This window comes from Hydrogenophaga sp. SNF1 (genome assembly GCF_034421675.1).
GTDB classification, from domain to species: domain Bacteria; phylum Pseudomonadota; class Gammaproteobacteria; order Burkholderiales; family Burkholderiaceae_C; genus Hydrogenophaga; species Hydrogenophaga borbori.
Genome location: NZ_CP139793.1, coordinates 4,176,688 through 4,202,751 on the forward strand (window position 1 = coordinate 4,176,688; position 26,064 = coordinate 4,202,751).

The window sequence follows — 26,064 nt, forward strand, 5'->3', positions numbered from 1 at the left end:
CCGACGGTCGGGCGCCTGGGTTCAGGCGGCGCGCGCCAGCGGCATGGGCTGGCTGTCGGGCAGGGCCTGGGGCGGCAGGTGGCGGCGCGCCCACCAGCGCAGCACGCGCGGCAACTCCGACCAGTGCCACAGGCTGCCCTGGCCACGCAGGCCTTCGGCCGGCGGGTCGTCGAAGATGAACACCTCCAGGTCCGCGCACCAGCGCGCCAGCTGACCCACCAGGGCGCGGCCGCCCGCACGGTCCAGGCGCGCGTCAACGATCGCCAGCGCCGGCGGCTGCGCCAGCGCCAGGCGCAGCGCCTCCACCGGGTCGCTGGTCCAGCGCACCTGCCCGGGCACCGGCCAGCGGGCGACCTGCTCGCGCACGTCCTGCAGCGCCTGGCCGCGCGGGCAAAGCACCAGCACCTGCAGGCTGCTGTGCCCGAGGCCGGGGGGAAGGGTGGGTGCCATGTCGATATCCAGGTCCATGGCAAGGATGGTGCGCGCGCGGCCGCGGCGGCGCTGCGGGGAAATCTGGACGCGCGGGCAGCGGGGAACCCCGTATCAGAGGTCGTCGGCGCTGATCAGGCCTTCCCGGATCGCCAGCCGCACCAGCGCGGGCAGGTCGCTCACGCCGAGCTTGGCCATGAGCCGGCTGCGGTAGCTCTCCACCGTCTTGGGCGACAGGTGCAGCTGCTCGCCGATGGCCGCGCTGGTGTGGCCCTGCACCACCAGCTGGATCACCTGGCGTTCGCGCACCGACAGCGCGGCCAGGGGGTTGTTGTCCTCGACCTGCGTGAGCCCCTCCACGGCCAGCTGTGCCACCGGCCCACCCAGGTGCTTGCGGCCGGCGGCCACGGCCTCCACCGCCTCCAGCACCTCGCGAGCGGGCGAGCCCTTGAGCACGTAGCCGAAGGCGCCGAGGCGCATGGCCTCGGCCACGTGGCGCGGCTGGGCCGACATGGTGAGCATGACCACGCGCGACGGTGCCTTGCGTTGCACCAGCTGCTCCAGCAGCTCGAAGCCCGAGCGCAGGCCGAGGTGCAGGTCCAGCAGCACCACCGACGGCACCAGGCGCACGATCTCGGCCAGGGCCGCCGTCGGGTCGGCGGACTCGCCCACCACGCGGTGGCCGGCGTCCTCGAGCACGGCCTTCAGGCCGTCACGCAGCATGGCGTGGTCGTCAACCAGGTAGATGTCGCTCATGGGGTTCTCCGTTGTGGTCGTGTCGGCCGTGGCTCGAATCAGTTCTCGGCGTCCGGCAGTTCGCCGAAGACGCTGCCGGGACGGGCCGTCCAGATCAGGGTGATCCGCGTGCCGCGCCCGCTGCGCGCGCGGGCGCCGAGCCGCGCGCCGATGGCCAGCGCGCGCTCGCGCATGCCGACCATGCCCAGGTGGCCGGGCCGCCCGAAGGCCAGTTCCTCGGGCAGGCCCACGCCGTCGTCGACGACGTCCAGCCGCAGGTGGGTGGCGTCGCCCTCGAGGCGCACCACGATGCGGCTGGCCTTTGCGTGCAGCAGCGCGTTGGCCACCGCCTCGCGCGCCACCATGAAGGCGGCGTACTCCACGTCGTCGGGCCAGCGCTGCGCGACCACGTCGCCCACGGTCTGCAGGTGCATCGCCACCCCCTCTGCCTCGGCCGCGCGCTGGCGGATGTCGTTGTCCAGCGCGGCCGTCAGGCCCATGTCTTCCAGCATGGGCGGGCGCAGCCGCACCAGGGCCTGGCGCACCTCGGCGATGGCGTGGTCGATCTGCCGGCCCACCGTGTCCGAGCGCTCCTGCGCGCGCGGCGGCAGCAACTCGCGGGCCATCTGCACGAGCGAGTCGAAGGACAGGCGGATCGCGCCCAGGGTCTGGCCGAGCTGGTCGTGCAGGGTCTGGGCCAGCTCGCGCGTGGTGACCTGCTCCTGGTTCAGCAGGCGGTGCGTGAGCTCGGAGAGTTCGAGCTGGTAGCGCGCCAGCGCCTGTTCGGCGCGCACGCGCTCGGTCACGTCGCGCAGGATGGCGGTGAGCAGCTTGTGACCACGCACCACGGCGTGCGAGATCGAGGCCTCGAGTTCGAGTTCGGCGCCGTCCGCGCGCAGGCCCTTGACGCGGCCAAAGCCCATGGGCCGCGTGGTCACGCGCGAGTTGCCGAAGCGCTGCATCAGGGCCAGGTGCTCGCCCCGGTGCTCGGGCGGCAGCAGCGTGTCCAGCGGCTGGCCGATCATGGCCAGCGCCTCGCGGCCGAAAATGCGCTCGGCCGCCGGATTGAACATGGTGATGCGCCCGACCATGTCCACGCTGATGACGGCATCGCTGGCGGCGTTGATGATGGCGCCCAGCACCTCGCCCTGCTCGCGCAGGCGCATCTCGCTCAGGCGCTCGGCCGTCAGGTCACGCACCTGGGCCAGCAGGCCGATGGGTTCGCCGTCGGCGCCGAACACCTTGGTGAGCCGCCACTCGCCCCAGATGTCGCTGCCATCGCGGCGCAGCAGGTGGGTCTCGAAGGTCCAGGGCCCCTGGCCGGCGATCATCTGCGGGCGGATGGCGTGGCGCGCGCTGTTGGCCGGGTCCTTGTCGCGGAAGATCTCGTCGACGTGGCGGCCTTCGGTTTCGGCCGCGCTCCAGCCGAACATGCGCTCGGCCGCGTCGTTCCAGAACAGCACGCGAAAGTCCATGTCCACCAGGTACATGGGCGCGGGCAGGTGCTGCAGCACGGCCTGCAGGCGGCTGGCGTCGTGCAGCACCTGCGTCAGGGTCTGCTCGCTGCGCGAGCCGCCGCCCCCCTGCGCGGGCAGGCGGCGCATCTGCTCGGCGATGACGCGCAGCACCGTGCCGGGCGCGGCGTCCGACTGCGGGCCCAGGCGCTCGGCCACCACGTCCAGCATCTGGTTGAACGGCCGCGCGAGCCGGCGCGACAGCCAGAAGCCGCCCAGGCTGACCAGCAGCACCGTGCCACCGCCCCAGACCAGCACGTAGCGCTCCAGTTCGCGCACGGGCGCCAGCGCCAGGCCCAGCGGCTGCCAGGCCACCACCTGCCAGTCGGTCTTCACCGGCAGGGTGGCGCGGTCGACGCCGTGGCGCACCAGCAGGATGGCCTCGCCCGCCTCGTCCTCGAAGACCCGCGGCGTGCCCACGGGCGTGCCCAGCAGGTCCAACCACTGCGTGGCCGACAGCCGCGCGCGCTGGCCGAGCAGGCGCTGGCCGTCCTGGTCGGCCAGCTCCAGCTGCAGGCCGCGCCGGGCGTCCCCCGGGCCCAGGACGTCTTGGCGCAGCGCGTCGTAAAAGGTGGCGTCGAGGTGGGCGGCCAGCACGCCGGCGGGTTGGCCGTCGGCGCCGTGATAGGGCATGGCGAGGTCGGCGAGCTCGGTGGGCACCGCCCGCTGGAGCGCCGCCAGGGGCTCGCGCAGCGCCACCGGCGCGTGCAGGCTGCCGAACCAGGTGCCTTCACGGCCCTTGAGGTACACCGGTCGCTGAGCGATCGACACGCCCTCGAGCAAGCCATCGCTGGCGACGAGCACCAGGCCTTCGCTGTCCGTGGCGCCGATCCACACGTATCCCCGGTTGCGCTGGCGCAGGCGGTCCATCTGCAGGCGCCAGCCTTGGGGCGATACCTGCTGGCGCGGCGTCAGCGTGAGCAGGTCGAGTTCGGCGGCGTGGCGCGCGAGCACGCGCGAGAGCCGGTCGGCATAGATGGCGGCGGTCTGCTCCACCCGCTGCTGGGCGCGCAGTTCGAGCTCGTCGCCCACCACCCGCTCCACCGACCACACCATGAGCGCGAGCAGCACCAATGCCACCGCTGCCGGCAGCAGTGGCAACCAGAGTTGTACCGAGCGCTTGCGGTCTCCCGCCATGCCGGGGGCGTCCTCCTGGCCCGCTCCGCCAGCCTCCCTGACGGTCGTTCTATCGGGCGTCCGGCAACTCTACGTTACATAAGCCCCTCTGCACAGGGGGAATACATCTCCCGTGGGCGGCATCGCCCGGACAAGGCGGCTACCGCGCGTGCCCTGAGCGCGCAACCGGCCAGACCGACCCCGGAACCGGCGGCCCCAGCCCCCATTTGCATAGCACGCCATCGGCGGCTAGAGTGCCCGCTCCGGGGGACACCCCCTGCAAGACCCGCACACGACGGGTGGGAGGCCACACCAACATGGAACACACGAGCAGCGAACGGGCGATTGCCGAAGGCCATGCCTTGTGGGACAACGCCCCCTGCGGCCTGCTCGCGCTGGACACCGGCCTGCGCGTGCAGGCCATCAACGACACCCTGCTCGACTGGCTGGGCCACGACCGCGCCGACGTGGACCGGCTGGCCAGCGGCGGCGACCTGGACTTTCCCACGCTCGCCCGCCTGCGCGACGAGGCCGACCTGCAGCAGCTGCGCGACCACCTGCACGAGCTGCGCGCCCAGGGCCGCGCGCTCCCGCTCACCCTGCGCCTGTTCGGCAAGGACGGCGCCTTTTTCTCCGTGGAGCTGGTCTCGCTCGCGGTGCGCGACGCCAGCGGGCGCTTCCTGCGCTCGCACACCGCCGTGGTCGAGGTCACCGGCCGCGATCGCATCGAGCGCCAGATCGTCGCGCGGCTGCGCCTGTTGCAGGCCATCACCGACCGCACGCCCTCGCGCCTGGCCTACTACGACAAGGACCTGGTCTGCCGCTTCTGCAACGCCGCCTACGCGGCCGGCTACGGACTCACCGCCGACGAGGTCATCGGCATCGACCTCAGCCGCGTGCTGTCGCCGGAGGTGCTGCCCGACGTGCTGCCGCGCGTGGCCAAGGCGCTCAACGGCGAGTCGCTGAGCCACGAGGCCGAACGCCCCGACGCCGACGGCACGCCGCGCTACTACGAGGTGCACTACCTGCCCGACAGCCACGACGGCGTGGCGCACGGCTTCTTCATCGAGCTCATCGACATCACCGAGCGCCGCCGCACCGAGGACTTCGTCTTCAACGCCAACCTGGACCTCGAGGAACGGGTGGCCCAGCGCAGCGCCGAGCTCTACGCCAGCGAGCAGCGCTTTCGCCTGATGTCGCACGCCATCCGCGACCACGCCATCTTCTTCCTCGACCCCGACGGGGGCGTGGCCGATTGGACCGAGAGCGCCCAGCGCCTGCATGGCTTCGAGCGCGGCCAGATCCTGGGCCGCTCCCTGGACGCGCTGTTCGAGCCGCAGGACAAGGAACTCGCGGGCCTGGACGTGCAGGTGATGCTGGACGTCTGTCTGGAGGAAGGCCACGCCGAGCACGAGGGGTGGAGCCAGCGCCAGGACGGCACGCGCTTCTGGTCGCACGCCACGCTGACCGCGCTGCGCGACCCGCAGGGCCGGCTGCAAGGCCTGTCGGTCATCACGCACGACCTCAGCGAATCCAAGCGCCTGGCCGACGTGATGGCGCGGCTGAACGAGGAGCTGCAGCACCGCGTGACCGAGCGCACCCAGCAGCTGGACGCCGCCAACCGCGACCTCGACGCCTTCTCCTACACCGTGGCGCACGACCTGCGCGCGCCGCTGCGCCACATCGGCCAGTACGTCACGCTCACGCAAGAGGGCCTGGACCCGGCGCAGCACCACGAGCTGCTGCAGTTCCAGACCGCCATCGGCACCGCCGCCAAGCGCATGGGCCAGATGATCGACGGCCTGCTGGAATACGCGCGGCTGGGCCGCCTGAGCATCGACCCCTCGCCGGTCTCGCTCACGCCGCTGATCCTGGGCATCGTGGGCCGGCTGCGCGCCGAGAACGCGCCGCGCGAGATCGACTGGGTGGTCGACCCCCAGCTGCCCGTGGTGGGGGGCGACGCCATCCTGCTGGCCGAGGTATTCGGCCAGCTGCTGGACAACGCCGCCAAGTTCACGCGCCGCGTGGCCCGGGCGCGCGTCGAGGTCGGCCAGCTGCTGGCGGTGGGCGGGCTGCACACCCTGTTCGTGCGCGACAACGGCGTGGGCTTCGACCTGGCCAAAGCCAAGTCGCTGTTCGTGATGTTCCAGCGCCAGCACCACTCCATGGACTACGAAGGCATCGGCATGGGCCTGGCGTTGGCGCAGCGCATCGTGCTGCGGCACGAAGGCCGGCTGTGGTGCGAAACCGCGCCGGGCCAGGGCTGCACCTTCTTCGTGGAGCTGCACGCGCCGTCGACGGACCTGGAACTGCCCTGAGCGCCTATCCCCAGACGACGGTGTTCGACGGCGGCTTCTGCGTCCTGCGGCTGCCGTCGCGCGACGCCGCCATCCTGTGGGCCGCCTGGATCGCCACCGCCTGCCGCTGTTCGCAGGCGCTGCGCGAGTTGGGGTACGCCCCGCAGAGCTGACGAACCGGCGCGGCCGGTGCCATGGCTGGGGCGGCCCGCGGTCAGGGCGGGCCGCAGGCCGCGCCACCGGCCTCGGTGGCGGCCAGCAACGCCCGCCACAGCTGGGACTGGGCCGCACCGGCGCCCGGCCGGTGCAGGCCGTGGTCGGCACCGGGCCAGCGCCGCACGCACAGCCGCGCGGGCCGCGCCGCCGCCTCGCGCGCGAAGCGCTCGTGGGCCTCGGCAGGGATCAGTTCGTCGGCATCGCCCCACCACTGCCACACGGTCCAGGGCCGGGCCGTGAGCGGCTCGAACAGGCGCCAGGCCAAGAGGTCGCGCCAGTGGCCCAGGCTGCGACCGTGCACCAGGGCATCGTCGGACCGCGCGCTCGCCGCGGCCGCGCGGATTTCCGCCCAGGCCTCGGGGCGGCCGATCCGCTGCGCCTGCAGCCGCAGGGTCTCGGCCGGGTCCAGCCCACTGGCCGACAGCAGCACCAGGCCCCGCAGCGAGCCGCCCAGCGCCTGACCCAGCGCGGGCAACAGGTCACCCCCTTCGGAGATGCCCACCAGCCAGGTGGGTCGTTCGGGCTCGCTCGCCCGCAGCGCTTGCAGCGCGGCCAGGGCGTCGGCCTGCCAGCGCGTGGGCCGGTCGTCGCGAGCGAAGGCCTCGCCGCAGCCTTCGGGCGCGGTGCGCACCCAGGGGTTCGTGAAAGGTTTGTGCAGCACCCAGACCTGCGCGCGCTCCAGGCCCGCGAAGTAGGCCGGGGCGATGGGGCCCAGGCCGGCACAGCCCGAGCCCGGCACCACCACCACGCGCGGCGCGGCCGCGTCGGGGCTGGCCTCTCGCCGCAAGACGGGCACGCGGCGGCCCGGCGCCGATCCGGGCACGTCCATGCGGCTCCAGGGCGCGCGGGGCGCGGCGCTCGGCCCGTCGGGCGCGGCCAAGGGCGGTTGCGCCTGCGCCCCCACCGCGGCCGCGCAGGCCAGCAGCAGCGCGGCCGCCGCGCGCGGCAGGCCACGCAAGGGCTTCGCGCGCAGGGGGCCGCCGGGCACCACCGGCTCAGCGCAGGATCATCACCTCGGGCTGGGCAGGTGCCGCGCCGGCCGGCGCGTTCGCACCGCCCGCGGGCGAGGCACCGCGCAGGCGCGGCGCGAGTGCGCGGTCCAGCGAGAGCTGCTCACCCAGCTGCGCGAACACCTCGGCCGCCAGGCTTTGCGAGGTCTCGCGCATCACCTTGGCGCGGTTGGGCGGCATCACGTCGCCGCGCGCCGACAGCAGCTTGGTGTCGTTGCCCGCGCCCTGGGCCGAGAACGCGGCCTTGATCTCGAAGGTGCGCGTGTCGATGAGCGAGAAGTCGGCCAGCAAGTCCAGGCCGTACTGGTGCGTGGCGCTGCTCGTGCCCTGCAGCGGCGAGAACGCGTCGCGGAACTCGATGCTGGAGAGCTGCCCGAACAGCACGTAGTCGGCGCCGGCGAACTCGCCCTTGCGGATGCGCGCGATGATGTCGTTCACGTCGGGCTGGCGCACCGGCTTGGCGATCTTGCCGGTCTTGACCTGCTGCAGGGCGCGCTCGGCCGCCGTGGGCTGCGGGTCGCCGGCGTCGAAGCCCTTGCCCTGCACCAGGCGAAAGGACGTGCCCTTGAGCAGGGCGCCGCGGATGTCGTTGCTGAAGGCGCGCAGCTCGCGGTGCTCCAGGTAGGAATGCGTGCCGGCCACGTAGGTCATGCTGGCGCTGCCGCTGGCGCTGAGCGAGGTCGGCGTGGCCTTCATGGCGCTTTGCTGGCTGGCCGTGGCGGCCTCGAAGTACTCGGCCACGCGCTGGGTGTAGCCCAGGTCGGTGACCGCGATCCGCGGCGCGGCCTGCGCCAAGGCGGCGCCGGCGAACAGAGCGGCGCCAGCCGCGAGCGTGGCGGCGAAAGCGCGGCGGGAAGCTTGGAAGGGGGTCATGGCGTGCCTCCGGATCAGCGCTTGCTGGTCTTGCGGATTTCCTTCTCGTCGGCCCATTCGAGCGAGCCTTCCTCGTTGTCGAACAGGTTGAGCGTGAACTTGTAGTACACGTCCTTGGTGGAGCTGTTCTGCTTCACGATGCTGGTCAGCTCGCCCTCGAAGCGGTACTTGGCCGCCGTCATCTTGCCGAGCTTGGCCGTGGTGTTGGTCTTGTAGAGCCCGCTCTGGTTCTGGCGGTTGAGCTCGTCGACCTGGTTCTGCATCTCGTTGATGTTGGCGACGAAGCGCACCTTGCCCGACTTGGTCAGCGCGGTGCGGATCGAGTTCATCACGTTGGTGGTGTCGATGTACTCGCTGGTCTTGTTGCGCACGGTGGCGATGGTCACCGTGGGGCGGCCCTGCAGCACCTCGGTCTCGAGCAGGCTGCCGACCATGGACTCGGCGATCAGCTGCAGGTCGGAGGAGCCGAACTCGTTGGTCACGAGCTCCACGGCCTTGGCGTCGCCGTAGTTGACCTGGCGGTCGAAGCGCACCACGGGCTGGCTGCGCTTGGTGGCGCAGCCGGCGAGCACGCCGACGAGCACCAGGGCAAGAAGAATTCGGGTTTTCATGGGAAGAAGGTCCGTTGGGCGTGAAAGGGGATCAGGGCGTCTCGAAGCTGAGTTCGAGCCGAAAGTCGGCCACGCTCAGGTGCGGGGCCGTGCCCTTGAGGGTCTGCTGCGCCTTGGCGAACAGGTTCAGCTGTTTCCAGGCGTCGCCGTCGCCGACCTGGTTGCCGTGCTGGTCCAGCCAGCGGTAGCGGTAGTACAGGGCCTGGTCCTTCTCGCCGCCGTTGCGCAGGTCGGACTGCACGGAGAGGAAGCCGCCCTTGCGCGCGACGCGGATCTCGGGCACGGCCATGTCGGGCGCTTCGCCGCGCCAGGCCAGCTTGGCCGCCACGGCCGGCGAAACCGAGGCCGGCACGGCGTCGGCGAGCGCCAGCGGCGCCGCCAGCAGACAGGCGCCGGCCAGCGAGGCCCGGGCGCACCAGTTCAGGAAGGGGTTCATGGTCGGATGGGGTGGGGGTTCACAGAGCGGCGGCCGCGGCCTTGGCGGACGTCGTGGGGCGGGGCTTGCGGGCCGGCTTGGCCGGGGGCTTCACGGCCACGGGCTTGGCGACCGGCGCCACGGCCGGCGTGGCCACGGCCTCCACCAGGGGCAGCTGGCCGAACTGGCCGACCGCGCCCGCCAGCGGGCGGCCCTCGTACAGCCGCAGCGGCACCACCGCGTACTGGCCATCCACACGGGCCTTGCCGAAGCTCACGCCGTGCAAGCTGATCTCGTGCTCGCCGGGCGGCAAGTGCGCGCGCGCGAGGTAGACGCGCCCGGGCAGCATGCGCCACATGCGGTCGTCGGCCTGTTCGGTGGCGGCCGACGCCACGATGCCGATCAGGCCGCCCAGCAGGCCACCCTGCTTCTCCAGCTGGTCCTGCACCACGCCCTTGGCGATGGCGCGCGAGAAGCCGCGCATCACCATGCCCGGCATCTCGTCGCGCAGGGCGCGGCGGGCCATCACGTTGAGGTCGACCACCTTGCTGAGCGGCAGCGCGCGCTCGCCGACCTGCAGGCTCTCCAGCGGGGCGTCGCGCGAGGGATCGATCACCGGGTAGGAAATGCTCACCGTGCGGATGCTGGAGCCCACCGGCACCGGCAGCGTGAAGGCCTTGGGCACGCGCGCCGGGGCCACGCCGGCCTCGACAACGAACAGCACGTCGGTCATGCGCTGCTTGCGCTTCCAGGTGAAGCCGGTGCGCTCGTCCAGGCCGCGCAGGCCCTCTTCCAGCGCGGGCGCGCCCGGGCGCAGCTCGATGGCCTTGCGGTAGCCCGGTGCGGCCAGACCCGGCTCGTTGAGCGATTCGTAGACGAAGCCCGCCAGGTAGTGGCTCAGCGCGTTCTGGTAGCCGTTCTGCAGCGCCAGCACCTCGGGGTCGTCCAGCAGTTGGACCGGGTAGCCGTTGATCTCGCGGCCCTGGGCCTGCACGCCGCGGCCCTTGGCTTCGTCGACCGTGCTCTGCGTTTCCTTGCTGCGGAACTCGGCGATGACGGCCTCGCGCTCGTGGGTGCGCTTGATGTCCACGCGCGCCTCGTCGATGCGGCCCTGGCCCAGCCGGTTGAGGGCGAGGCGGGTGGTGAGCCAGACCTTCTCATAGTCCTGGCCCTCGTACACCTTGAGGCGCTCGCTCACCAGCGCCGCGCCCACGGTGCCCATGAGCTTCTGCGGGTCGGTCTTGGCCGCCTGCTCCCATTCCTGCACCTTGGCGTCGGCCGCCAGGAAGGCCTCGGTGCTGGGTTCGATCTGGCCGTCCAGGCGCAGCAGCTCGCCCTTCTCCAGGTTGTAGAGCAGTTCCTTGCGTGCCTCGGGCGAGGCGTGGCGCTCATCCAGGCGCGTCAGGGCGGTCTTGAAGTCCCCTTGTTGTCCCGCCGCCTGCATCTGCGTGGCGGTCTCGTGGTGGCTTTGCATGCCGGCGCAACCCGCCAGCCACACCGTGGCCAGCACCGCCAGCCAGGTCACCCCTCTTCTTGCTTTCATCTCACTCCTCCGATTGAGTTGGTCCTCTGGGCCTGCCCAATCTCGACAGATGTGAACAAAAGTTAAGGAGCGACCAACGGCAAGGCGTGGGAAAGCGCACAGATGCATGAGCGGCCGACGCCGCGCGGTGGCTTCAGCGCGCCGAGCGGGCGCGGCGGCCGGGTGCGGCGGCGATGCGCTCGACCAGCCAGGCCAGGCCCGGGTCCTCGCCCGCGCGCCGGCTCATGGCGAGCTGGTGGCGAAACGGCTCCAGGGCAAACGGCAGGGCACGCCGCACCAGGCCCCGGGCCGCGGCGTCCGGCGCCAGGTCATCGGGCACCGTCAGCACCAGCTCGCCGTGCGGCAGCAAGCCCAGGGCCGCGCCGAAGTGGGCGGCCACCAACCGGATGTCGCGCGCCTGCCCCAGGCGCGCCAGCGTCTGGTCGATGCCGCCGAAAGCGCCCGGCTGCACCAGCACCTGCAGGTGCTGGGCCGAGAGGTAGCGCGCCAGCGTGAAGCGCCCGGTCGCCAGCGGGTGGCCGGCGCGCATCAGGCACACATAGGGCGACTCGCGCACCGTGCGCACGGCGATGGTGTCGTCGGCGCTGTTGAACACGCCCAGGGCCAGGTCCAGCGCGCCGGCGCGGATCATGTCGGCGGCGTTGCTGCGGCCCGCGTGCAGGAGCTGCAGGCGCACGCCGGGCGCGTCGCGCAGCAGGCCCTCGAGCACCGGCCCCAGCAGGGCCTGGGCCGCGTGGTCCGAGCAGCCCAGGTGGAACTGGCGCTGCGACTGGCGCGGATCGAAGGCACTGGACAGCGAGAACACGCGCTGCGCGCGCGCCAGCAGGGCGCGCACCTCCGGGTGCAGGGCCACGGCCCGCGGCGTGGGCACCATGCCATGTCCCTGGCGCACCACGATGGGATCGCCGCAGGCCGCGCGCAGGCGCGACAGCGCGTGGCTGACCGCCGGCTGCGTGAGCGCCAGCCGCTCGGCCGCGCGCGTGACACTGCGCTCGCTGAGCACGGCGTCGAACACCACCAGCAGGTTCAGGTCGAGGCGGCGGAAGTCCATGCAGCATTATCAATCTGCTTCATGAATGGGGATGGAAACAAATCATTTGATGCCCAAAGCACCCTTTCCTAGAGTGCGAACCGGACCGCATGAACCTCTTGCATCCACAACAACAACCGGAGACACGCCATGCCCTTTGATTTCCACCCCGCCCGCTGGCTGCGCGCCGGCGGACTCGCCCTGCTGGCCGCGCTGCTCGCCCCCGTCCACGCCCAGTCCCCCGCCTGGCCGGACCGCCCGCTGCGCATCGTCGTGCCCTTCGGCGCCGGTGGCAGCACCGACGCCCTGGCGCGCATCGTGGGCGAGAAGCTCTCGGCCGCGCTCAAGCAGCCGGTGGTGATCGACAACCGCGCCGGCGCGGCGGGTGCCATCGGCGCCCAGGCCGTGGCCAAGGCCGCGCCCGACGGCTACACCTTCCTGCTGGCCACCAGCAGCACGCACGCGGTGCTGCCGCACCTGCGCCCCCTGCCCTACGACGCCCAGCGCGACTTCGCGCCCATCGCACGCCTGGCCACGGCCCCCAACGTGCTGGTGGTGAGCCCGACGCTGAAGGTCGCGACGGTGGCGGAGTTCCTGCAGGCGGCGCGCGCGCATTCGGGCACGCTGAACTACTCGTCCAGCGGCAATGGCTCGGTCACGCACCTCATCGGCGCCGACTTCGCGCAGCGCGCCAAGCTGCCCACCACGCACATTCCGTACAAGACCGGCATCCAGGCCCTGCCCGACCTCCACGGCGGCCAGATTCATTTCGCCTTCGACAGCATCGTGTGGACGCTGCCGCAGGCGCAGGCCGGCAAGGTGAAGGCCCTGGCCATCGGCAGCGCGCAGCGCTCGCCGCTGGCGCCGGACCTGCCCACGCTGCGCGAGGCCGGCTTCGAGGGCTTCGACGGCACCACCTGGTTCGCCCTGATGGGCCCCGCCGGGCTGGACCCCCAGGTGGTGAGCGAGCTCAACCGCCACGTCAACACCGTGCTGCGCGACCCCGACCTGCGCGCGCAGTTTCAGCGCCAGGGCGCCGAGCCCCTGGGCGGCAGCCCGCGCGATCTGGAGCGGCTCGTCCAGGAGGACGGCCAGCGCTGGGCCGCGGTCATCAAGGCAGGCAACATCAAGATCGATCAGTGAGTCCCATGTCCCAAGACCCGACGGCGTCCGCGCCCCACCCCCACTTCCGCGAGCTCGTCGCCAGCGAGCGCCCGCTGGTGCTGCCCGGCGCGCACGACGCCATCTCCGCCCTGCTGATCCGCCAGGCGGGCTTCAAGGCCTATTTCATCGGTGGCTTTCCGGTGGTGGGCGCACGCCACGGCCTGCCCGACATCGGCCTGGCGACGCTAGGCGAGCTCAGCGCGGCCTACCGCGACATCATGGCCGTGTCCGACCTGCCCGTGCTGGTGGACGTGGACAACGGCTACGGCGACGTGAAGAACGTGGTGCACGCGGTGCACACCTACGAACGGATGGGCGCGCAAGCCCTGTTCTTCGAAGACCAGGTCTCACCCAAGCGCTGCGGCCACATCGTGGGCAAGGAACTGCTGCCGTGCGAGGAGATGGAGCGGCGCATCCGCGCGGCGGCCGAGCAGCGGCGCGACCCGCGCACCTTCATCATCGCGCGCACCGACGCGCGCGAGGTGGTCGGCATGGACGAGGCGCTGCGGCGCGGCGAACGCTACGCGCGCGCGGGCGCCGACGGCATCTTCATCGAGGCGCCCGAATCGGTGGCCGAGCTGCAGCAGGTGGGCCGCGCGCTCCAGGGCGTGCCGCTGATGGCCAACATGCTGGAAGGCGGGCGCACGCCCATCCTCAAGCCCGCCGAGCTGGAGGACCTGGGCTTTCGCATCGTCATCTACGGCATCTCGCTGCTGATGCGCTCGGTGAAGACCATGATGGCCAGCCTGGAGGACCTGCGCAGCGGCGAGCTCAAGATGGTGGGCTCCGGCGTGGGCTTCGAGGACTACAAGCGCATCGTGGGCTTCGATCGCTGGGCCGAGCTGGAGCGCCGCTACGGCGGCTGATCAGCCCGCCAGCCGCGCGCGCACCTCGTCCGCGCGCGGGATCGGCGCCACCGCGCCATAGCCCTGCGTGGACAAGGCCGCCACCGCCGCCGCGTAGCGGCCGGCCGCCTGCAGGCCGTCGCCGGCCAAGCGGCGCGCGACGAAGGCGCCGCCGAAGGCGTCGCCCGCGCCGGTGGCGTCCACCGGCTGACAGGGGAAGGGCTCGATGCGGTGGCGCTCGTTCGCGTCCGCCACCAGCGCACCCTTCTCGCCGAGCTTGAGCGCCACCACCTTCGCGCCCAGGCGCAGGCAGTGGTCCACCAGGGCGTCGGGGTCGTTCAGGCCGGTGATGGCCACCACATCGTCGTAGCTCGGCAGGCAGATGTCGCAGCGCGCGATCACGTCGCTCATGACGGCGCGCGCGCGGTCCACCGGCCAGAGTTTCAGGCGCAGGTTGGTGTCGAAGGACACCAGCGTGCCGGCCTCGCGCGCCATGGCCATGGCCGCGTAGGCGGTGTCGCAGGCCGTCGGCGAGATGGCCAGCGAGATGCCCGAGAGGTGCAGCACTTTCGCGGCGGCGATGCGCTCGCGCGGCAGCTGCGCCGCCGTGTAGCGGCTCGCGGCCGAGCCGGTGCGAAAGAAGCTGAAGTGGTGGCCCCGCTCATCGTGCGTGACGAAGTAGATCGCGGTGAAGGCCGCGGGGTCGGCCCGCACGCTCGCGTGGTCCACGCCCTCCTCGTCCCACAGGCGGCGCAGCATCGCGCCGTACGGGTCGTCGCCGAGCGCGCCGAGGTAGCCCACGCGCGCGCCCTGGCGGGCGGCGGCCACGGCGAAGTTGGAGGTGTCGCCGCCAAAACCCTGCAGGTACAGGCGGCCCTGGCCCTCGCCGGTCTGGTTGAATTCGACCATGGCCTCGCCCAAGGCGAGGATGTCCAGCGCTGCTGCCGCCATCTCAGGCCTCCCGTGGGCGCCCATCTCAGATGCGGCCGTACTTGGCCAGGCCCTTGCGCAAGGACTTCTCCGCGATGATGAGCTTGGCCTGCTCGAGTTCGCGCTCGTCGATCTCGCGCGCTACCTTCAGCACCTCTTCGGCCTGCGCGCGCGGCACCACCACCACGCCGTCCACGTCGCCCACCAGGATGTCGCCCGGGTGCACCAGGATGTCGCCCACGCGCACCGGCACCTGCGAGGCCACGGTGCGGTAGCGGCCCAGCGTGGTGCCGGGGCTCACGTCGCGCGCATAGACCGGGAAGCCGTAGTCGCGGCGGATCTCGGTGAGGTCGCGCACGCCGCCGTCCAGCACGGCACCCACGTGGCCATTGGCCACGGCGCCCGCGGTCATCAGGCCGCCCCACACCGCCACGTCGGGCTCGCCGCCCTCGATGCTGATGACGATGACGCTGCCCGCCGGGGCCTCGTCGATCAGGTCCAGCGCGTGCTGCGGCGGCACGAATTCGTCGGTGGCCGCTTCCAGCACGGTGGCGGCCGGCCCGCAGATGCGCTTGTCGTTGATGCGCGGCTTGATGCAGGCGGCCATGTAGCCGCGCTTGCCGCAGACCTTGTCCACCGCGTCGGCCACGGAGGCCACGGCAACCTGGTTGAATCCGTCGATCAGTTCTTTCATGTCCTGCTTTCTTGCAATGCTTGGTGGTGTCGTTGGTGGCCTCACCACCGGTTGAGCCAATTCAGTGGCGCCTCGCCGCGCAGCACGCGCGCGGCCTCCTCGGCCGTCTTGCGCTGCAGCTCGCGCATCGCTTCCTCGCTGTACCAGCCCATGTGGTTGCTCACCACCACGTTGTCCAGGCTGAACAGCTTGTGGATGCCGGGCGGCTCCTGCTCGAACACATCGAGCCCGGCGCCCAGGATGCGGCGCGCGGCCAGGGCCTCGTGCAGCGCGTCGGTGTGCACCAGGCCACCGCGCGCGGTGTTCACCAGGATCGCCGTGGGCCGCATGCGCGCGATGCGCTCGGCGTTGATCAGGTGCCGCGTCTGCTCGTTCAGCGGCGCGTGCAGCGAGATCACGTCGGACTCGGCGCACAGGGTGTCGATGTCGGCGCGCTCCAGCCCATCGGGCAGTTCGGCGCGCGGGTCGTTCACCAGCACCCGGCCGAAGCCGAAGCCGGCGAACTTCTCCAGCGTCATGCGCGCGATGCGGCCAAAGCCCACCAGGCCCAGGGTGCGCCCGCGCAGGCGGAACATCGGCTGCAGCACGCCGGTGGACCAGCGGCCCTCGCGCACCTCGCGGTCGTGCAGCCACAGGCGGCGCGACACCGCCAGGGCCAGGGCCACGGCCTGCGAGCTCACCTCGTCGGTGCCGTAGTCGGGCACGTTGGCCACCGCGATGCGGCGCTCGCTGGCCGCCACCTGGTCGATGTTGTCCACGCCGATGCCGTAGCGGACGATGGCCCGGCACTTCGTCAGGCCCTGGATCACCTCGCGCGGCAGCGGCGACTCGCGCACCAGCACCACGTCGGCCTCGCGCGCCGCGTCCAGCGCGCGCTTCGGGTCGCGCCGGCAGGGGCGGACCTCGAAACGCGCGCCCTCGGCGCCCAGCAGGGCTTCTTCCTGGTCGTAGCTCGCGTACCCGTCGTCGATGGCGACGACGAGCCGCTCTAGCCCGCCTCCCTGGTTCAGCTCACTCACTTGCGGGTTGCCTCCACGGCCTTGAACAGCGCATCGACGTAGTTCTTGCCGATCTCGCCCTCGGCCCACTGGCGCACCGGCGGCTGGGCCAGCTTGCGGAACTCAGCAATCTGCGCGGCGGTGGGTTCATAGACCTGCATGCCCACGCCCTCGAGAATCTTCTTGGCGTTCTTGTCCTGCTCGGCCGTCATCTTGCGGTGGATGGCCATGGCCTTCTTCACGCCCTCGTCGACGGCCTTGCGCTCGACGTCGGTGAGCCGGGTGTAGAAGCGGTCGTTGACGAGGTAGCCGTGCACCGACCACACGTGGCCGTCCAGCGTGGCGTACTTCTGGTGCTGGTACAGGCTGGCGGCCAGGATGTTGGTCACGCCGTTTTCCTGGCCGTCCACCACCTTCTGCTGCAGCGCGGTGGGCAGCTCGCCCCAGGGAATGGCCGAGGCCGAGGCGCCCAGCGACTCGACCAGGGCCTTGAACACCGGCGAGGGCTGGATGCGGATCTTCATGCCCTTCATGTCGGCCGGCGTCTGGATCGGGCGCAGGCTGTTGGTGAAGTGGCGAACCCCGTTGTCGGCGAAGCCCAGCGCGCGGATGCCGGTCTTCTTGACCATGTCGTCCGAGAAGCCCTTGAGCCACTCGGAGTCGTACACGCGCCAGGCGTGCTCATGGTTGTCGTAGAGGAAGGGAATGCCCAGCACGCCGATGGGCTTGTGCACGGTGCCGATGGCGCCGTCGTGCGCCACGGCCATCTCCAGCGTGCCCAGGCGCAGGGCTTCCATGGTGGGCTGGTCCTTGCCGAACTGGCCGGCCGGGAAGATCTCGACCTTGATCGAGCCGTTGGTGGCCTTCTCCACGTGCTCCTTGAAGGCCAGGGCCGCCACGTGCTTGGGCTGGTCGTCCTTGGCGGGCTGGAAGTGCGCGTACTTCAGCGTCTTCTGCGCGTGCGCGGCCAGGGGCAGCGCGAGGGCCAGGCCCATCACGGCGGCGAGGGTCTTGAACTTCATGGCGGGTGTCTCCTTGTGGTTGGGGAACGGAAGGACAGGGGCTCAGCGCGCGTAGCCGAACAGGCCGGGCACGAAGGTGCTGAGCGAGGGGATGAGCACGACGGCGAGCAGCACCACCAGCAGGGCGGCGAGCAGCGGAAGAATGGCGCGCGTGAGCTCTTCGAGCCGCAGGCGCGCGACCGAGCTCATGACGAACAGCACCCCGCCCACGGGCGGCGTGGCCAGGCCGATGGTCAGGTTGAGCACGATGGCCATGGCGAAATGCAGCGGGTGGATGCCGAACTGCTCCGACAGCGGCGCCAGCACGGGCACCAGGATGATCACGGCCGGCAGCGTGTCGATGAACAGGCCGCAGAGCAGCACGAAAACCATCACGATCAGCATGATGGCCACCGGGTCCGTGGTCATGCCGCCGATGGCCGCGCCGATGGCCTGCGGGATCTGCAGCAGCGTGAGCAGCCAGGCGAACAGCGAGGCCATGGACACGATGATGAGCGCCGCCGAGGTGACCAGGCCGCTTTGCAGCAGCACGCGGCAGATAAGGCGGGCGTTGAGCGTGCGCGTGACGAACAGGCCGATGAAGAGCGCGTAGAACACCGCCACGGCCGAGGCCTCGGTGGGTGTGAACAGGCCGGTGAGGATGCCCGCGATGATGATGGCCGGCATCAGCAGCACGGGCGTGGCCCGCCACAGCGCGCGCAGGCGCACGCCCCAGCCGGGCGCCGTGCCCACCGTGCCGTAGCCCCGCTTGACCGAGAGGTAGTGGTTCATGGCCATCAGCGCCAGGCCCATCAGCAGCCCTGGGACCACGCCGGCCAGGAACAGGCCCGCCACGGTGACGCGGCTGTCGGTCAGCGCGTAGATCACCATCACGATGGAGGGCGGAATGATGGGGCCGATGACCGAGGTGGCCGCCGACAGCGCCGCGGAGTAGGCCTTGTCGTAGCCGCTCTTGGCCATCATGCGCGTCTCGATCGCGCCCGGGCCGGCCGCGTCGGCCAGGGCCGAGCCGCTGATGCCGGCGAACATCACCGAGGTGACCACGTTCACATGCCCCATGCCGCCGCGCACGTGGCCCACCATGGCGCCGGCGAAGCGCAGCAGCGCGGTGGTGATGCCGCTGGCCGTCATCAGGTCGGCCGCCAGGATGAAGAAGGGCACGGCCATCAGCGGGAAGCTGTTGATGCCGTCGAAGAAGCGCTGCGGCACCGACAGCAGCGAGAGGTTGCCGTCGATGGCCAGGGCCAGCAGGCCCGCGCCGCCCATGGCCAGGGCGATGGGCACGCCGATGGCCAGGCCGACCACGAAGACGATGAAGAGGACGGCGCTCATTCGCCAACCTCCGCGCGGTGCGCCGCGGTGCGAGCGCCTTCGGGCGTGCGTGCGGCGCTCATGCGTGCGCCTCCTCGGCGTGGTCGTCGCCGATCTCTTCCACCTGCACGAAGTCGCGCGCGACGAACTGGCGCCAGAACAGCAACAGGTGCAGCAGCATGGCCGCCGCGCCCAGCGGAATGCCCAGGTAGGGCAGGCCGGCGGGCAGGCCCATGGCCGGCGTTTCCTGGTTCCAGGTGAACTCGGCGATCTGCACGCCCAGCACCACCAGGGTCAGCAGGAACAGCGCCATGGCCAGGGCGATGAACCAGCGGATGGCGTGGCGCAGGCCCGCGGGCAGCGCGTCCTGCAGCATGTCCACGGCCACGTGGCGGCCTTCGCGCAGCGCCAGGCCGGCGCCCAGGTAGGCGACCCAGATCATCTGGATTTGGGTGAACTCCTCGACCCAGAAGATGGACTGGTTGAACACGTAGCGCATGACCACGTTGGCGAACACGAGGATCGCCATCGAGGCCATGAGAAGAACGATGAGGGCCTGGTTCAGGCGCACGAAACCGTGCTCCAGGCGGCCCGCGAGCGAGGGGCGGGCCGGTGATTCGCTGAACGCCATGGGTGCGCTGTCTCCGGTGGTTCGACTCAGGGTTTTGCCGTAATCGTATCTGATATCTCAGATATAGGATTTGGGGAAAGCCCTTACACTGCCCACCCACGATCCGAAACCACCATGACCCGACAACTCGAGCTTGAACGCCCTCGCCTGCTCACCGACGTGGTGGGTGAGCGCATTCGCGAAGCCATCGTCAGCGGCGACCTGAAGCTGGGCGAGCAGGTGTCGGAGGCGCAGCTGGCGGCCCTGATGGGCGTGAGCAAGACGCCGGTGCGCGAGGCGCTGGTGCGCCTGCAGTCGCAAGGCCTGGTGCAGGTGCACCCGCAGCGCGGCACCTTCGTCTTTCGGCTCACGCCCGAACAGGTGGGCCAGCTCTGCCGCTTCCGCGCGCTGGTGGAAACCGAGGCCCTGCGCGAGGCCATGGCGGCCAACCGCGCCGCGCTGCTCAAGGGCATGAAGCAGTGCGTGAAGGAGATGAAGGCGGCCGAGGCCGCGCGCGACCTGCCTGCGCTGGCGCGCATCGACATGGCCTTTCACTGGCAGTTCTTCGAGCACTGCCCCAGTCCCTACGTGCGCGCCGGCTACGAGGTGCTGCGCTCGCAGCTCACCGCGCTGCGCCACCGCTCGCCCATCGACAACGCGGTCAGCAGCCACCAGGTGCTGGTGGACGCCGTGGGCGACGGCGACGTGGACGCGGCCGGCGCGCTGCTGCGCGAGCACGTGCTGGACAACGAGCCGCGCTACCGCGCGGCCTGCGGCGGGGCCTGAGCGCCCCCGGCACGGGCGCTCAGACCTCGTGCCCGATCACCTCGAAGAACGCCCGCACCATGCGCGTGTCGCGCCGCTCGGCCAGGCAGGCCACGTGGGCGTAGGTGCGCACCTGCGCGTCGCTGATGCGCACCGCGTGCAGGCCCGGGCCGGGCACGAACTCCACGTCGGACACCGCGGCCACGCCCACGCCCTGGGCCACGGCCTCGCGGATGATTTCGCGGCTGGCCACCTCCATCACCACCTCGGGCTGCACGCGCGCGGCGCGCAGCGCGGATTCGATGGCCTTGCGCGTGGTGGAGCCCTCCTCGCGCAGGATCAGCTTCTCGCCCTGCAGCTCGGCGGTGCGGATGCTGCGCCGGCGCGCGAAGGGGTGGGCCGCGTTGCAGAAGATCACCACCGGGTGCTCGCTGTAGGGCACCGAGACGAAGCGCTTGTCCAACGAGACCTGCGCCAGCACCCCCACATCGGCGCTGTAGTCGGCCAGCCGGTCCAGCACCTCCTGTGAGTTGCCCGTGGTGACCGAGATCTTCACGCCCGGGTAGCGCTGGTTGAAGGCCACGAGCATGCGGGTGGCGTGCGAGGGCCCCACCGCGGCCACGCGCAGGTGGCCCGAGCGCAGCTCGCCGGTTTCGCGCAGCAGCTGCACCGCCTCGGCCTCCAGGTCGAACATCTGGCGCGACAGCTGCAGCAGCCGTTCGCCGATCTCGGTGGGCCGCACGCGCCGCCCCGAGCGGTGGAACAGCTCCACCTTGTAGAGCGCCTCCAGCTGGCCCACCTGCGTGGTGACGGTGGGCTGGCTCACGTGGAGCCGTTCGGCCGCGCGCGTGAAGCTGCCCGTGGTGGCCACCGCGTGGAAGGAACGCAGTTGTGTCAGTCGCATGGAAGGGGCTCCGTGTTATCCCTGCTCAACTATAGGTTCTCTCAATATATCGGTGTAAAAACTTGAATTGGATGAATGTCGTCCTCGCACCGACAGTGCGACACAGCGTCACGGATCGGACATGTGACGCCCAAAAACTGACGGACAGCTTCAAGTACCGCAACCGGAGACACCCCATGCCGCTTTCCCGCCGTTCCCTTCTCGCCAGTGCGCCGGCCCTGCTCGGCGCGCCCCTGCTCGGCCTGTCGCCGGGCGCCCGCGCCAATGGCGTGCTCACCGTGGGGCTGATCCCCTCGGAAGACTCGCGCGCCATGATCGCCAACAGCCAGGCCATGATGGACATGCTGTCCAAGGCCCTGGGCATGCCGGTCAAGCCCTTCGTGGCGGCCGACTACAACGGCGTGATCGAGGCGCTGCGCTCCAAGCGGCTCGACGTCGCCTACCTCGGCCCCTTCTCGTATGTGCTGGGCACCACGGTGGCCGACATCGAGGCCTTCGCCGTGGCCGAGACCAAGAAGGCCGGGCGCACCTTCTACCACTCGCTGGTCGTCGCGCGCAAAGACAGCGGCATCCAGACCGTGGCCGACCTCAAGGGCAAGACCTTCGCCTTCGTGGACCCCAGCTCCACCTCGGGCCACCTGTTCCCGAAAGCCGGCCTGATCAAGGCCGGCTTCAACCCCGACAAGGACTTCGGCCGCGTCATCTTCTCGGGCTCGCACGATTCGAACGCGGTCGCCGTGCAGAACGGCAAGGTCGACGCGGTGGCCATCGCCGACCGCATCCTCGACGCGGCCATCAACAAGGGCCTGGCCAAGCGCGAGGACCTGGTGACGGTGTGGAAGTCGGACCCCATCCCCGAGTCGCCCACGGTCTGGCGAAAGGACCTCGACCCCGAGCTGAAGAAGCGCGTGCAGGCCGCCTTCCTGCAGGTCAAGAACATCCCCTGGTCCGACCAGGGCGAGCTCAACGGCTTTCACCCCACCAACGACGCGGCCTACAACATCATCCGGGACACGGCCAAGGCCCTCAACCTCGACCTGAGGAAGATGAAGTGATCAAGATCCGCGGCCTGACCAAGCGCTACGGCGACTTCGACGCCCTCAAGGGCATCGATCTCGACGTGGCCCCCGGCGAGTTCCTCGTCGTGCTCGGCCCCTCGGGCGCCGGCAAATCCACGCTGCTGCGTTGCATCAACCGCCTGTGCGAACCCACGCAGGGCGACATCCACGTCGACGGCCAGCGGGTCACCGCCGAGCGCGCCAGCCTGCGCCGCGCGCGGCGCCAGGTGGCGATGATCTTCCAGCACTACAACGTGGTGCCGCGCCTGTCGGTGCTCAAGAACGTGCTCACCGGCCGGCTCGGTGCCATGCCCTCGGTGGCCTCGTGGCTGCAGGTGTTCCCGCGCCGCGACATCGAGATCGCCCGCGAGTGCCTGCGCCGCGTGGAGCTGGAAGAAAAGGCCGAGCTGCGCACCGACACCCTGTCGGGCGGGCAGAAGCAGCGCGTGGGCATCGCGCGCGCCCTGGCCCAGCAGCCCAAGATCATCCTGGCCGACGAGCCCGTCGCCAGCCTGGACCCCAAGACCTCGCGCACGGTGCTGCAGTACCTCAAGCAGGCCAGCCGCGAGCTGGGCATCTCGGTGGTGTGCAACCTGCACCAGATCGAATACGCGCGCGAGTTCGGCGAGCGCATCGTGGGCGTGTCGGGCGGCCGCATCGTGTTCGAGGGTGGGCCCGACCAGCTCACCGACGAGGTGCTGCACCGCATCTACCCGGGCCTGGACGAAGGCACAGCCAAGGCCGCCAGCCCAGCCCGCGCGGCGGCCACGCCGCCCCGCCACGACTTCGCCCTCGAGGAGGCCTGACATGAACATCGGCTCCTACTCCCTGCTCGTCGCGCGCCCCACCGGTTCGGCCGGCTGGTGGCCGCGCCTGGGCCTTGGCGCGGCCGCGCTGATGGTGCTCTGGTGGGCCGCGCGCGGCGCCCAGGTGAGCTTCGGCGAACTCGGCAAGGGCCTGCCCTGGATCGGCGACTTCCTGGCGCGCATGGTGCCGCCCAACTGGGCCTTCCTCGACAAGCTGTGGGTGCCCGCCATCGAGACCGTGCAGATCGCCCTCTGGGGCACCTTGCTCGCGGTCATCATGGCCGTGCCGGTGTGCTTCTTCGCGGCACGCAACCTCACGCCCAACCTGGCGGTGTTCCATTTCACGCGCCAGGTGTTCAACGTCACGCGCGGCATCAACGAGATCATCCTCGCGCTGGTGTTCGTGGCGGCGGTGGGCCTGGGGCCCTTCCCCGGCGTTCTGGCCCTGGCCGTGCACGGCGCGGGCATGCTCGGCAAGTTCTTCTCCGAGTCGATCGAGGAGATCGACCAGGGCCCCATCGAGGCCCTGCGCGCCACCGGCGCGGGCCCGGTGCAGACCGTCATCTTCGGCGTCATCCCGCAGGTCATCACCGCGTGGATCGCCGTCGTTCTCTACCGCTTCGAGACCAACCTGCGCCAGGCCACGGTGCTGGGCATGGTGGGCGCGGGCGGCATCGGCTTCGAGCTGGTCGGCAGCATGAAGCTCTTTCAATACCAGGACACCGCCACCTGCATCGTGGTGATCATCGTGATGGTGATGGCGGCCGACTACGTGTCCACCAGGCTGCGCGCCTGGATCCAGAAGGGAGCGCGTTGATGGACGCCCGCGTCGATTCGGTGACGGTCAATGGCCGTCGGTATGCCCGGCCGCAACAGCCGGTGGTGGTGGTCTGCGTGGACGGCTGCGAGCCCGACTACGTGACCCAGGCCATCCAGGCCGGCGTGGCGCCCTACCTCAAGCGCATGGTGGAGAAAGGCGCGTCGGTGGTCGGGGACTGCGTGGTGCCCAGTTTCACCAACCCCAACAACGTGTCCATCGTGACCGGCGTGCCGCCCTCGGTGCACGGCATCTGCGGCAACTACTTCTACGACGTCGACAGTGGCCGCGAGGTCATGATGAACGACCCCGCCTGGCTGCGCGTGCCCACCCTGCTGGCGGCCTTCGCCGACAGCGGCGCCAAGGTGGCCGCGATCACCGCCAAGGACAAGCTGCGCACGCTGCTGGGCCACGGCCTGCAGGGCATCTGCTTCTCGGCCGAGAAGGCCGACAAGGCCAGCGTGGCCGAGTGCGGCATCGACGGCGTGCTGGAGCTCGTGGGCAAGCCCGTTCCCTCGGTCTACAGCGCCGACCTCAGCGAATTCGTGTTCGCCGCCGGTGTGCGCCTGCTGGAGACGCGGCCGCTGGATCTGATGTACCTGTCGACCACCGACTACGTGCAGCACAAGTGCGCGCCCGGCACGCCCGAGGCCAATGCCTTCTACCAGATGATGGACGGCTACCTGGCCAGGCTCGACGCCCTCGGCGCGGTGATCGGCCTCACCGCCGACCACGGCATGAGCGCCAAGACCGACGCCGCCGGCCGCCCGCGCGTGCTCTACCTGCAGCAGGTGCTCGACGGCCTGCTCGGCGAAGGCCAGGCGCGCGTGATCCTGCCCATCACCGATCCCTACGTGGTGCACCACGGCGCGCTGGGCTCCTACGCCACCGTGCACCTGCCCAGCGCCGAGGCCATCGCGCGCGCGCGGGCCGCCATCGAGGCCCTGCCGGGCATCGACGTGGTGCTCAGCCGCGAGCAGGCCGCCAGCCGCTTCGAACTGCCGCCCGAGCGCATCGGCGACCTGGTCATCGTGAGCGACCACCTCACGGTGCTGGGCACCAGCGAGCACAAGCACGACCTCTCCGGCCTCACGGTGCCGCTGCGCTCGCACGGCGGCCTATCGGAGCAGAAGGTACCGCTGCTGTTCAACCGTCCGCTGCAGGGCGTGCCCGCCACCCGCCGGCTGCGCAACTTCGACGTGTTCGACCTCGCGCTCAACCACGTCGCTGTCAACCGCTAGAGGTCCCCATGCCGCATGACTACTTCAACCCCGTGCGCAGCGTCTACGGGGCCGGGGCCTTGTGTTCCCTGCCCGGCCTGCTCGCCGGTCGCAAGGCCCTGCTGGTGACGTTTCCGGAGGCGCGCGCGCTGGGCCTGGTGGCCCGGGTCGAGGCGCTGCTGGGCGATGCCCTGGTGGGCGTCATCGAGGACGTTCGCCCCAACCCCGACGTGGCCGAGCTCGCCGCGCCCTATGAAGCCTTCTGGCGCGACGACCGCGGCGCCGAGGCCATCGTCGCGCTCGGCGGCGGCAGCGCCATCGACACCGCCAAGGCGCTGATGGTGGGCACGCCCGACGGCGCCTTCGCCACCCTGGTGGCCGCGCTGGCCTCGGGCCAGCCGTTCACGCCGGCCGGCGTGAAGGCGCTCATCGCCGTGCCCACCACCGCCGGCACCGGCAGCGAGGTCACGCCCTGGGCCACCATCTGGGACCGTGGCCGCCAGGTGAAGCACTCGCTGCACCTCAAGGAGACCTGGCCCGCGGCCGCGATCATCGACCCCGAGCTGATGCTCTCGCTGCCCGCGTCGGTGACGCTGCAGAGCGGGCTGGACGCGCTGTCGCACGCGCTGGAGTCGATCTGGAACGTCAACGCCAACCCGGTGTCGGACACCTTCGCCGTGGCGGCGGTGCACGACATCCTGGACGCCCTGCCGCGCCTGATGCACCGCCTGGACGACCGCGAACTGCGCGCGCGCATGGCGCTGGCCGCGCTCAAGGCCGGCATGGCCTTCTCGAACACGCGCACCGCGCTGGCGCATTCCATCTCCTACGAGATGACGCTGCGCTACGGCCTGCCACACGGCATCGCCTGCTCCTTCCCGCTGCCCCTGGTGCTGGCGCGCGCCATCGGCCGCCGTGCCGACCGCGACGCGGTGCTGGCACAGGCCCTGGGCGACCTGGACGAAGCGCCCGGGCGCCTCACCGCCTTCATCGAACGCCTGGGCGTGCGCACGCGCTTCGCCGACTACGGCGTGAGCGACGAACAGGCCGAACAGATGGTGGCGCACGCCCTGACTGGCGCGCGCGGCCGTAATTTCATCGGCAGTGCCGAAAAGGAGATCGCATGAGCAC

Annotated in this window: 26 protein-coding genes; 10 read left to right on the forward strand and 16 right to left on the reverse strand. The window is 71.0% G+C overall.

Features of this window, described 5'->3' with window-relative positions:
• Positions 1–21: 21 nt before the first annotated feature.
• The 3 genes from SOM08_RS19970 to SOM08_RS19980 all read right to left on the reverse strand — a co-directional run bounded on the left by SOM08_RS19970 (position 22) and on the right by SOM08_RS19980 (position 3,815).
• On the reverse strand, positions 22–450 hold the full coding sequence (locus tag SOM08_RS19970) for a hypothetical protein (protein WP_322469585.1): 429 nt from the start codon (positions 448–450) through the stop codon (positions 22–24).
• Between the two features lie 93 nt (positions 451–543).
• Positions 544–1,185 (reverse strand): response regulator transcription factor, encoded by a 642-nt coding sequence (locus SOM08_RS19975; protein ID WP_322469586.1) that lies wholly within the window; start codon positions 1,183–1,185, stop codon positions 544–546.
• Between the two features lie 38 nt (positions 1,186–1,223).
• Entirely contained in the window at positions 1,224–3,815 is a 2,592-nt protein-coding gene (locus SOM08_RS19980; protein WP_322469587.1) for a PAS domain S-box protein, read from the reverse strand.
• A gap of 296 nt (positions 3,816–4,111) precedes the next feature.
• On the opposite strand from SOM08_RS19980, the gene SOM08_RS19985 reads away from it, so the two are divergent.
• A complete protein-coding gene (locus tag SOM08_RS19985; protein WP_322469588.1) occupies positions 4,112–6,112 on the forward strand; it encodes a PAS domain-containing protein in 2,001 nt (666 codons plus the stop codon).
• 20 nt (positions 6,113–6,132) lie between these two features.
• A complete protein-coding gene (locus SOM08_RS19990; protein WP_416186976.1) occupies positions 6,133–6,264 on the forward strand; it encodes a hypothetical protein in 132 nt (43 codons plus the stop codon).
• 41 nt (positions 6,265–6,305) lie between these two features.
• Here SOM08_RS19990 and SOM08_RS19995 read toward each other — a convergent pair whose 3' ends face one another.
• The 6 genes from SOM08_RS19995 to SOM08_RS20020 all read right to left on the reverse strand — a co-directional run bounded on the left by SOM08_RS19995 (position 6,306) and on the right by SOM08_RS20020 (position 11,810).
• Positions 6,306–7,295 carry an alpha/beta hydrolase gene (locus SOM08_RS19995; protein WP_322469589.1) on the reverse strand — a complete coding sequence of 330 codons (990 nt, stop codon included), beginning with the start codon at positions 7,293–7,295 and terminating at the stop codon, positions 6,306–6,308.
• Between the two features lie 7 nt (positions 7,296–7,302).
• The gene (locus SOM08_RS20000) at positions 7,303–8,190 is read right to left on the reverse strand and encodes a hypothetical protein (RefSeq protein WP_116960300.1); all 888 of its coding nucleotides are present in this window, start codon (positions 8,188–8,190) and stop codon (positions 7,303–7,305) included.
• A gap of 14 nt (positions 8,191–8,204) precedes the next feature.
• A complete protein-coding gene (lpoB, locus tag SOM08_RS20005) occupies positions 8,205–8,801 on the reverse strand; it encodes a penicillin-binding protein activator LpoB (RefSeq protein WP_070399362.1) in 597 nt (198 codons plus the stop codon).
• Positions 8,802–8,832: 31 nt separating this feature from the next.
• Complete coding sequence (locus tag SOM08_RS20010) at positions 8,833–9,237, reverse strand: YcfL family protein (RefSeq protein ID WP_116960299.1); 405 nt, start codon at positions 9,235–9,237, stop codon at positions 8,833–8,835.
• A gap of 19 nt (positions 9,238–9,256) precedes the next feature.
• On the reverse strand, positions 9,257–10,759 hold the full coding sequence (locus SOM08_RS20015; protein WP_322469590.1) for a hypothetical protein: 1,503 nt from the start codon (positions 10,757–10,759) through the stop codon (positions 9,257–9,259).
• A gap of 133 nt (positions 10,760–10,892) precedes the next feature.
• Positions 10,893–11,810 carry a LysR family transcriptional regulator gene (locus SOM08_RS20020; RefSeq protein ID WP_116960297.1) on the reverse strand — a complete coding sequence of 306 codons (918 nt, stop codon included), beginning with the start codon at positions 11,808–11,810 and terminating at the stop codon, positions 10,893–10,895.
• A gap of 129 nt (positions 11,811–11,939) precedes the next feature.
• Between SOM08_RS20020 and SOM08_RS20025 the strand changes: the two genes are divergently transcribed.
• Positions 11,940–12,932, forward strand: coding sequence for a tripartite tricarboxylate transporter substrate binding protein (locus SOM08_RS20025; protein ID WP_322469591.1), 993 nt, complete (start codon positions 11,940–11,942; stop codon positions 12,930–12,932).
• Between the two features lie 5 nt (positions 12,933–12,937).
• The gene (locus SOM08_RS20030) at positions 12,938–13,819 is read left to right on the forward strand and encodes an isocitrate lyase/PEP mutase family protein (RefSeq protein WP_116960295.1); all 882 of its coding nucleotides are present in this window, start codon (positions 12,938–12,940) and stop codon (positions 13,817–13,819) included.
• On the opposite strand, the gene SOM08_RS20035 is transcribed toward SOM08_RS20030, so the two are convergent.
• Genes SOM08_RS20035 through SOM08_RS20060 form a run of 6 tightly spaced genes read right to left on the reverse strand, consistent with a single transcriptional unit; the run spans position 13,820 to position 19,384 of the window.
• Positions 13,820–14,749 carry a sugar kinase gene (locus SOM08_RS20035; RefSeq protein WP_322469592.1) on the reverse strand — a complete coding sequence of 310 codons (930 nt, stop codon included), beginning with the start codon at positions 14,747–14,749 and terminating at the stop codon, positions 13,820–13,822.
• A gap of 25 nt (positions 14,750–14,774) precedes the next feature.
• The gene (locus tag SOM08_RS20040; RefSeq protein ID WP_116960293.1) at positions 14,775–15,422 is read right to left on the reverse strand and encodes an RraA family protein; all 648 of its coding nucleotides are present in this window, start codon (positions 15,420–15,422) and stop codon (positions 14,775–14,777) included.
• A 41-nt stretch (positions 15,423–15,463) separates the two neighbouring features.
• Positions 15,464–16,441: a C-terminal binding protein gene (locus SOM08_RS20045; RefSeq protein WP_245981061.1), complete on the reverse strand. Its 978-nt coding sequence runs from the start codon at positions 16,439–16,441 to the stop codon at positions 15,464–15,466.
• Complete coding sequence (locus SOM08_RS20050) at positions 16,438–17,442, reverse strand: DctP family TRAP transporter solute-binding subunit (RefSeq protein WP_116960292.1); 1,005 nt, start codon at positions 17,440–17,442, stop codon at positions 16,438–16,440. Before SOM08_RS20050 ends, SOM08_RS20045 begins: the two co-directional genes overlap by 4 nt.
• 42 nt (positions 17,443–17,484) lie before the next feature.
• Positions 17,485–18,774: a TRAP transporter large permease gene (locus SOM08_RS20055; protein WP_116960291.1), complete on the reverse strand. Its 1,290-nt coding sequence runs from the start codon at positions 18,772–18,774 to the stop codon at positions 17,485–17,487.
• A gap of 58 nt (positions 18,775–18,832) precedes the next feature.
• Positions 18,833–19,384, reverse strand: coding sequence for a TRAP transporter small permease (locus SOM08_RS20060; protein ID WP_116960290.1), 552 nt, complete (start codon positions 19,382–19,384; stop codon positions 18,833–18,835).
• Positions 19,385–19,498: 114 nt separating this feature from the next.
• On the opposite strand from SOM08_RS20060, the gene SOM08_RS20065 reads away from it, so the two are divergent.
• Positions 19,499–20,149 carry a GntR family transcriptional regulator gene (locus SOM08_RS20065; RefSeq protein WP_116960289.1) on the forward strand — a complete coding sequence of 217 codons (651 nt, stop codon included), beginning with the start codon at positions 19,499–19,501 and terminating at the stop codon, positions 20,147–20,149.
• A gap of 19 nt (positions 20,150–20,168) precedes the next feature.
• Here the strand turns inward: SOM08_RS20065 and SOM08_RS20070 are convergent, their stop codons facing one another.
• Positions 20,169–21,032 carry a LysR substrate-binding domain-containing protein gene (locus SOM08_RS20070; RefSeq protein WP_116960288.1) on the reverse strand — a complete coding sequence of 288 codons (864 nt, stop codon included), beginning with the start codon at positions 21,030–21,032 and terminating at the stop codon, positions 20,169–20,171.
• Positions 21,033–21,208: 176 nt separating this feature from the next.
• Here SOM08_RS20070 and phnD point away from each other — a divergent pair, with 176 nt between their 5' ends.
• The 5 genes from phnD to psrA are packed head-to-tail and all read left to right on the forward strand — an operon-like array spanning position 21,209 to position 26,060.
• Positions 21,209–22,087 carry a phosphonate ABC transporter substrate-binding protein gene (gene phnD, locus SOM08_RS20075; protein WP_116960287.1) on the forward strand — a complete coding sequence of 293 codons (879 nt, stop codon included), beginning with the start codon at positions 21,209–21,211 and terminating at the stop codon, positions 22,085–22,087.
• Entirely contained in the window at positions 22,084–22,896 is an 813-nt protein-coding gene (gene phnC / locus SOM08_RS20080) for a phosphonate ABC transporter ATP-binding protein (protein ID WP_116960286.1), read from the forward strand. The genes phnD and phnC overlap by 4 nt, the downstream gene beginning before the upstream one ends.
• A 1-nt stretch (position 22,897) precedes the next feature.
• Entirely contained in the window at positions 22,898–23,713 is an 816-nt protein-coding gene (gene phnE, locus SOM08_RS20085; protein ID WP_116960285.1) for a phosphonate ABC transporter, permease protein PhnE, read from the forward strand.
• On the forward strand, positions 23,713–24,954 hold the full coding sequence (gene phnA / locus SOM08_RS20090; protein WP_322469593.1) for a phosphonoacetate hydrolase: 1,242 nt from the start codon (positions 23,713–23,715) through the stop codon (positions 24,952–24,954). The genes phnE and phnA overlap by 1 nt, the downstream gene beginning before the upstream one ends.
• Before the next feature lie 8 nt (positions 24,955–24,962).
• Positions 24,963–26,060 carry an iron-containing alcohol dehydrogenase PsrA gene (gene psrA, locus SOM08_RS20095; protein WP_322469594.1) on the forward strand — a complete coding sequence of 366 codons (1,098 nt, stop codon included), beginning with the start codon at positions 24,963–24,965 and terminating at the stop codon, positions 26,058–26,060.
• The last annotated feature ends 4 nt before the right edge of the window (positions 26,061–26,064 follow it).

Coding starts and splice junctions, on each gene's coding strand:
- SOM08_RS19970 (WP_322469585.1), bottom strand. CDS start 450: ATGGCACCCACCCTTCCCCCCGGCCTCGGGCACAGCAGCCTGCAGGTG.
- SOM08_RS19975 (WP_322469586.1), bottom strand. CDS start 1,185: ATGAGCGACATCTACCTGGTTGACGACCACGCCATGCTGCGTGACGGC.
- SOM08_RS19980 (WP_322469587.1), bottom strand. CDS start 3,815: ATGGCGGGAGACCGCAAGCGCTCGGTACAACTCTGGTTGCCACTGCTG.
- SOM08_RS19985 (WP_322469588.1), top strand. CDS start 4,112: ATGGAACACACGAGCAGCGAACGGGCGATTGCCGAAGGCCATGCCTTG.
- SOM08_RS20000 (WP_116960300.1), bottom strand. CDS start 8,190: ATGACCCCCTTCCAAGCTTCCCGCCGCGCTTTCGCCGCCACGCTCGCG.
- lpoB (WP_070399362.1), bottom strand. CDS start 8,801: ATGAAAACCCGAATTCTTCTTGCCCTGGTGCTCGTCGGCGTGCTCGCC.
- SOM08_RS20010 (WP_116960299.1), bottom strand. CDS start 9,237: ATGAACCCCTTCCTGAACTGGTGCGCCCGGGCCTCGCTGGCCGGCGCC.
- SOM08_RS20015 (WP_322469590.1), bottom strand. CDS start 10,759: ATGAAAGCAAGAAGAGGGGTGACCTGGCTGGCGGTGCTGGCCACGGTG.
- SOM08_RS20020 (WP_116960297.1), bottom strand. CDS start 11,810: ATGGACTTCCGCCGCCTCGACCTGAACCTGCTGGTGGTGTTCGACGCC.
- SOM08_RS20025 (WP_322469591.1), top strand. CDS start 11,940: ATGCCCTTTGATTTCCACCCCGCCCGCTGGCTGCGCGCCGGCGGACTC.
- SOM08_RS20030 (WP_116960295.1), top strand. CDS start 12,938: ATGTCCCAAGACCCGACGGCGTCCGCGCCCCACCCCCACTTCCGCGAG.
- SOM08_RS20035 (WP_322469592.1), bottom strand. CDS start 14,749: ATGGCGGCAGCAGCGCTGGACATCCTCGCCTTGGGCGAGGCCATGGTC.
- SOM08_RS20040 (WP_116960293.1), bottom strand. CDS start 15,422: ATGAAAGAACTGATCGACGGATTCAACCAGGTTGCCGTGGCCTCCGTG.
- SOM08_RS20050 (WP_116960292.1), bottom strand. CDS start 17,442: ATGAAGTTCAAGACCCTCGCCGCCGTGATGGGCCTGGCCCTCGCGCTG.
- SOM08_RS20055 (WP_116960291.1), bottom strand. CDS start 18,774: ATGAGCGCCGTCCTCTTCATCGTCTTCGTGGTCGGCCTGGCCATCGGC.
- SOM08_RS20060 (WP_116960290.1), bottom strand. CDS start 19,384: ATGGCGTTCAGCGAATCACCGGCCCGCCCCTCGCTCGCGGGCCGCCTG.
- SOM08_RS20065 (WP_116960289.1), top strand. CDS start 19,499: ATGACCCGACAACTCGAGCTTGAACGCCCTCGCCTGCTCACCGACGTG.
- SOM08_RS20070 (WP_116960288.1), bottom strand. CDS start 21,032: ATGCGACTGACACAACTGCGTTCCTTCCACGCGGTGGCCACCACGGGC.
- phnD (WP_116960287.1), top strand. CDS start 21,209: ATGCCGCTTTCCCGCCGTTCCCTTCTCGCCAGTGCGCCGGCCCTGCTC.
- phnE (WP_116960285.1), top strand. CDS start 22,898: ATGAACATCGGCTCCTACTCCCTGCTCGTCGCGCGCCCCACCGGTTCG.
- phnA (WP_322469593.1), top strand. CDS start 23,713: ATGGACGCCCGCGTCGATTCGGTGACGGTCAATGGCCGTCGGTATGCC.
- psrA (WP_322469594.1), top strand. CDS start 24,963: ATGCCGCATGACTACTTCAACCCCGTGCGCAGCGTCTACGGGGCCGGG.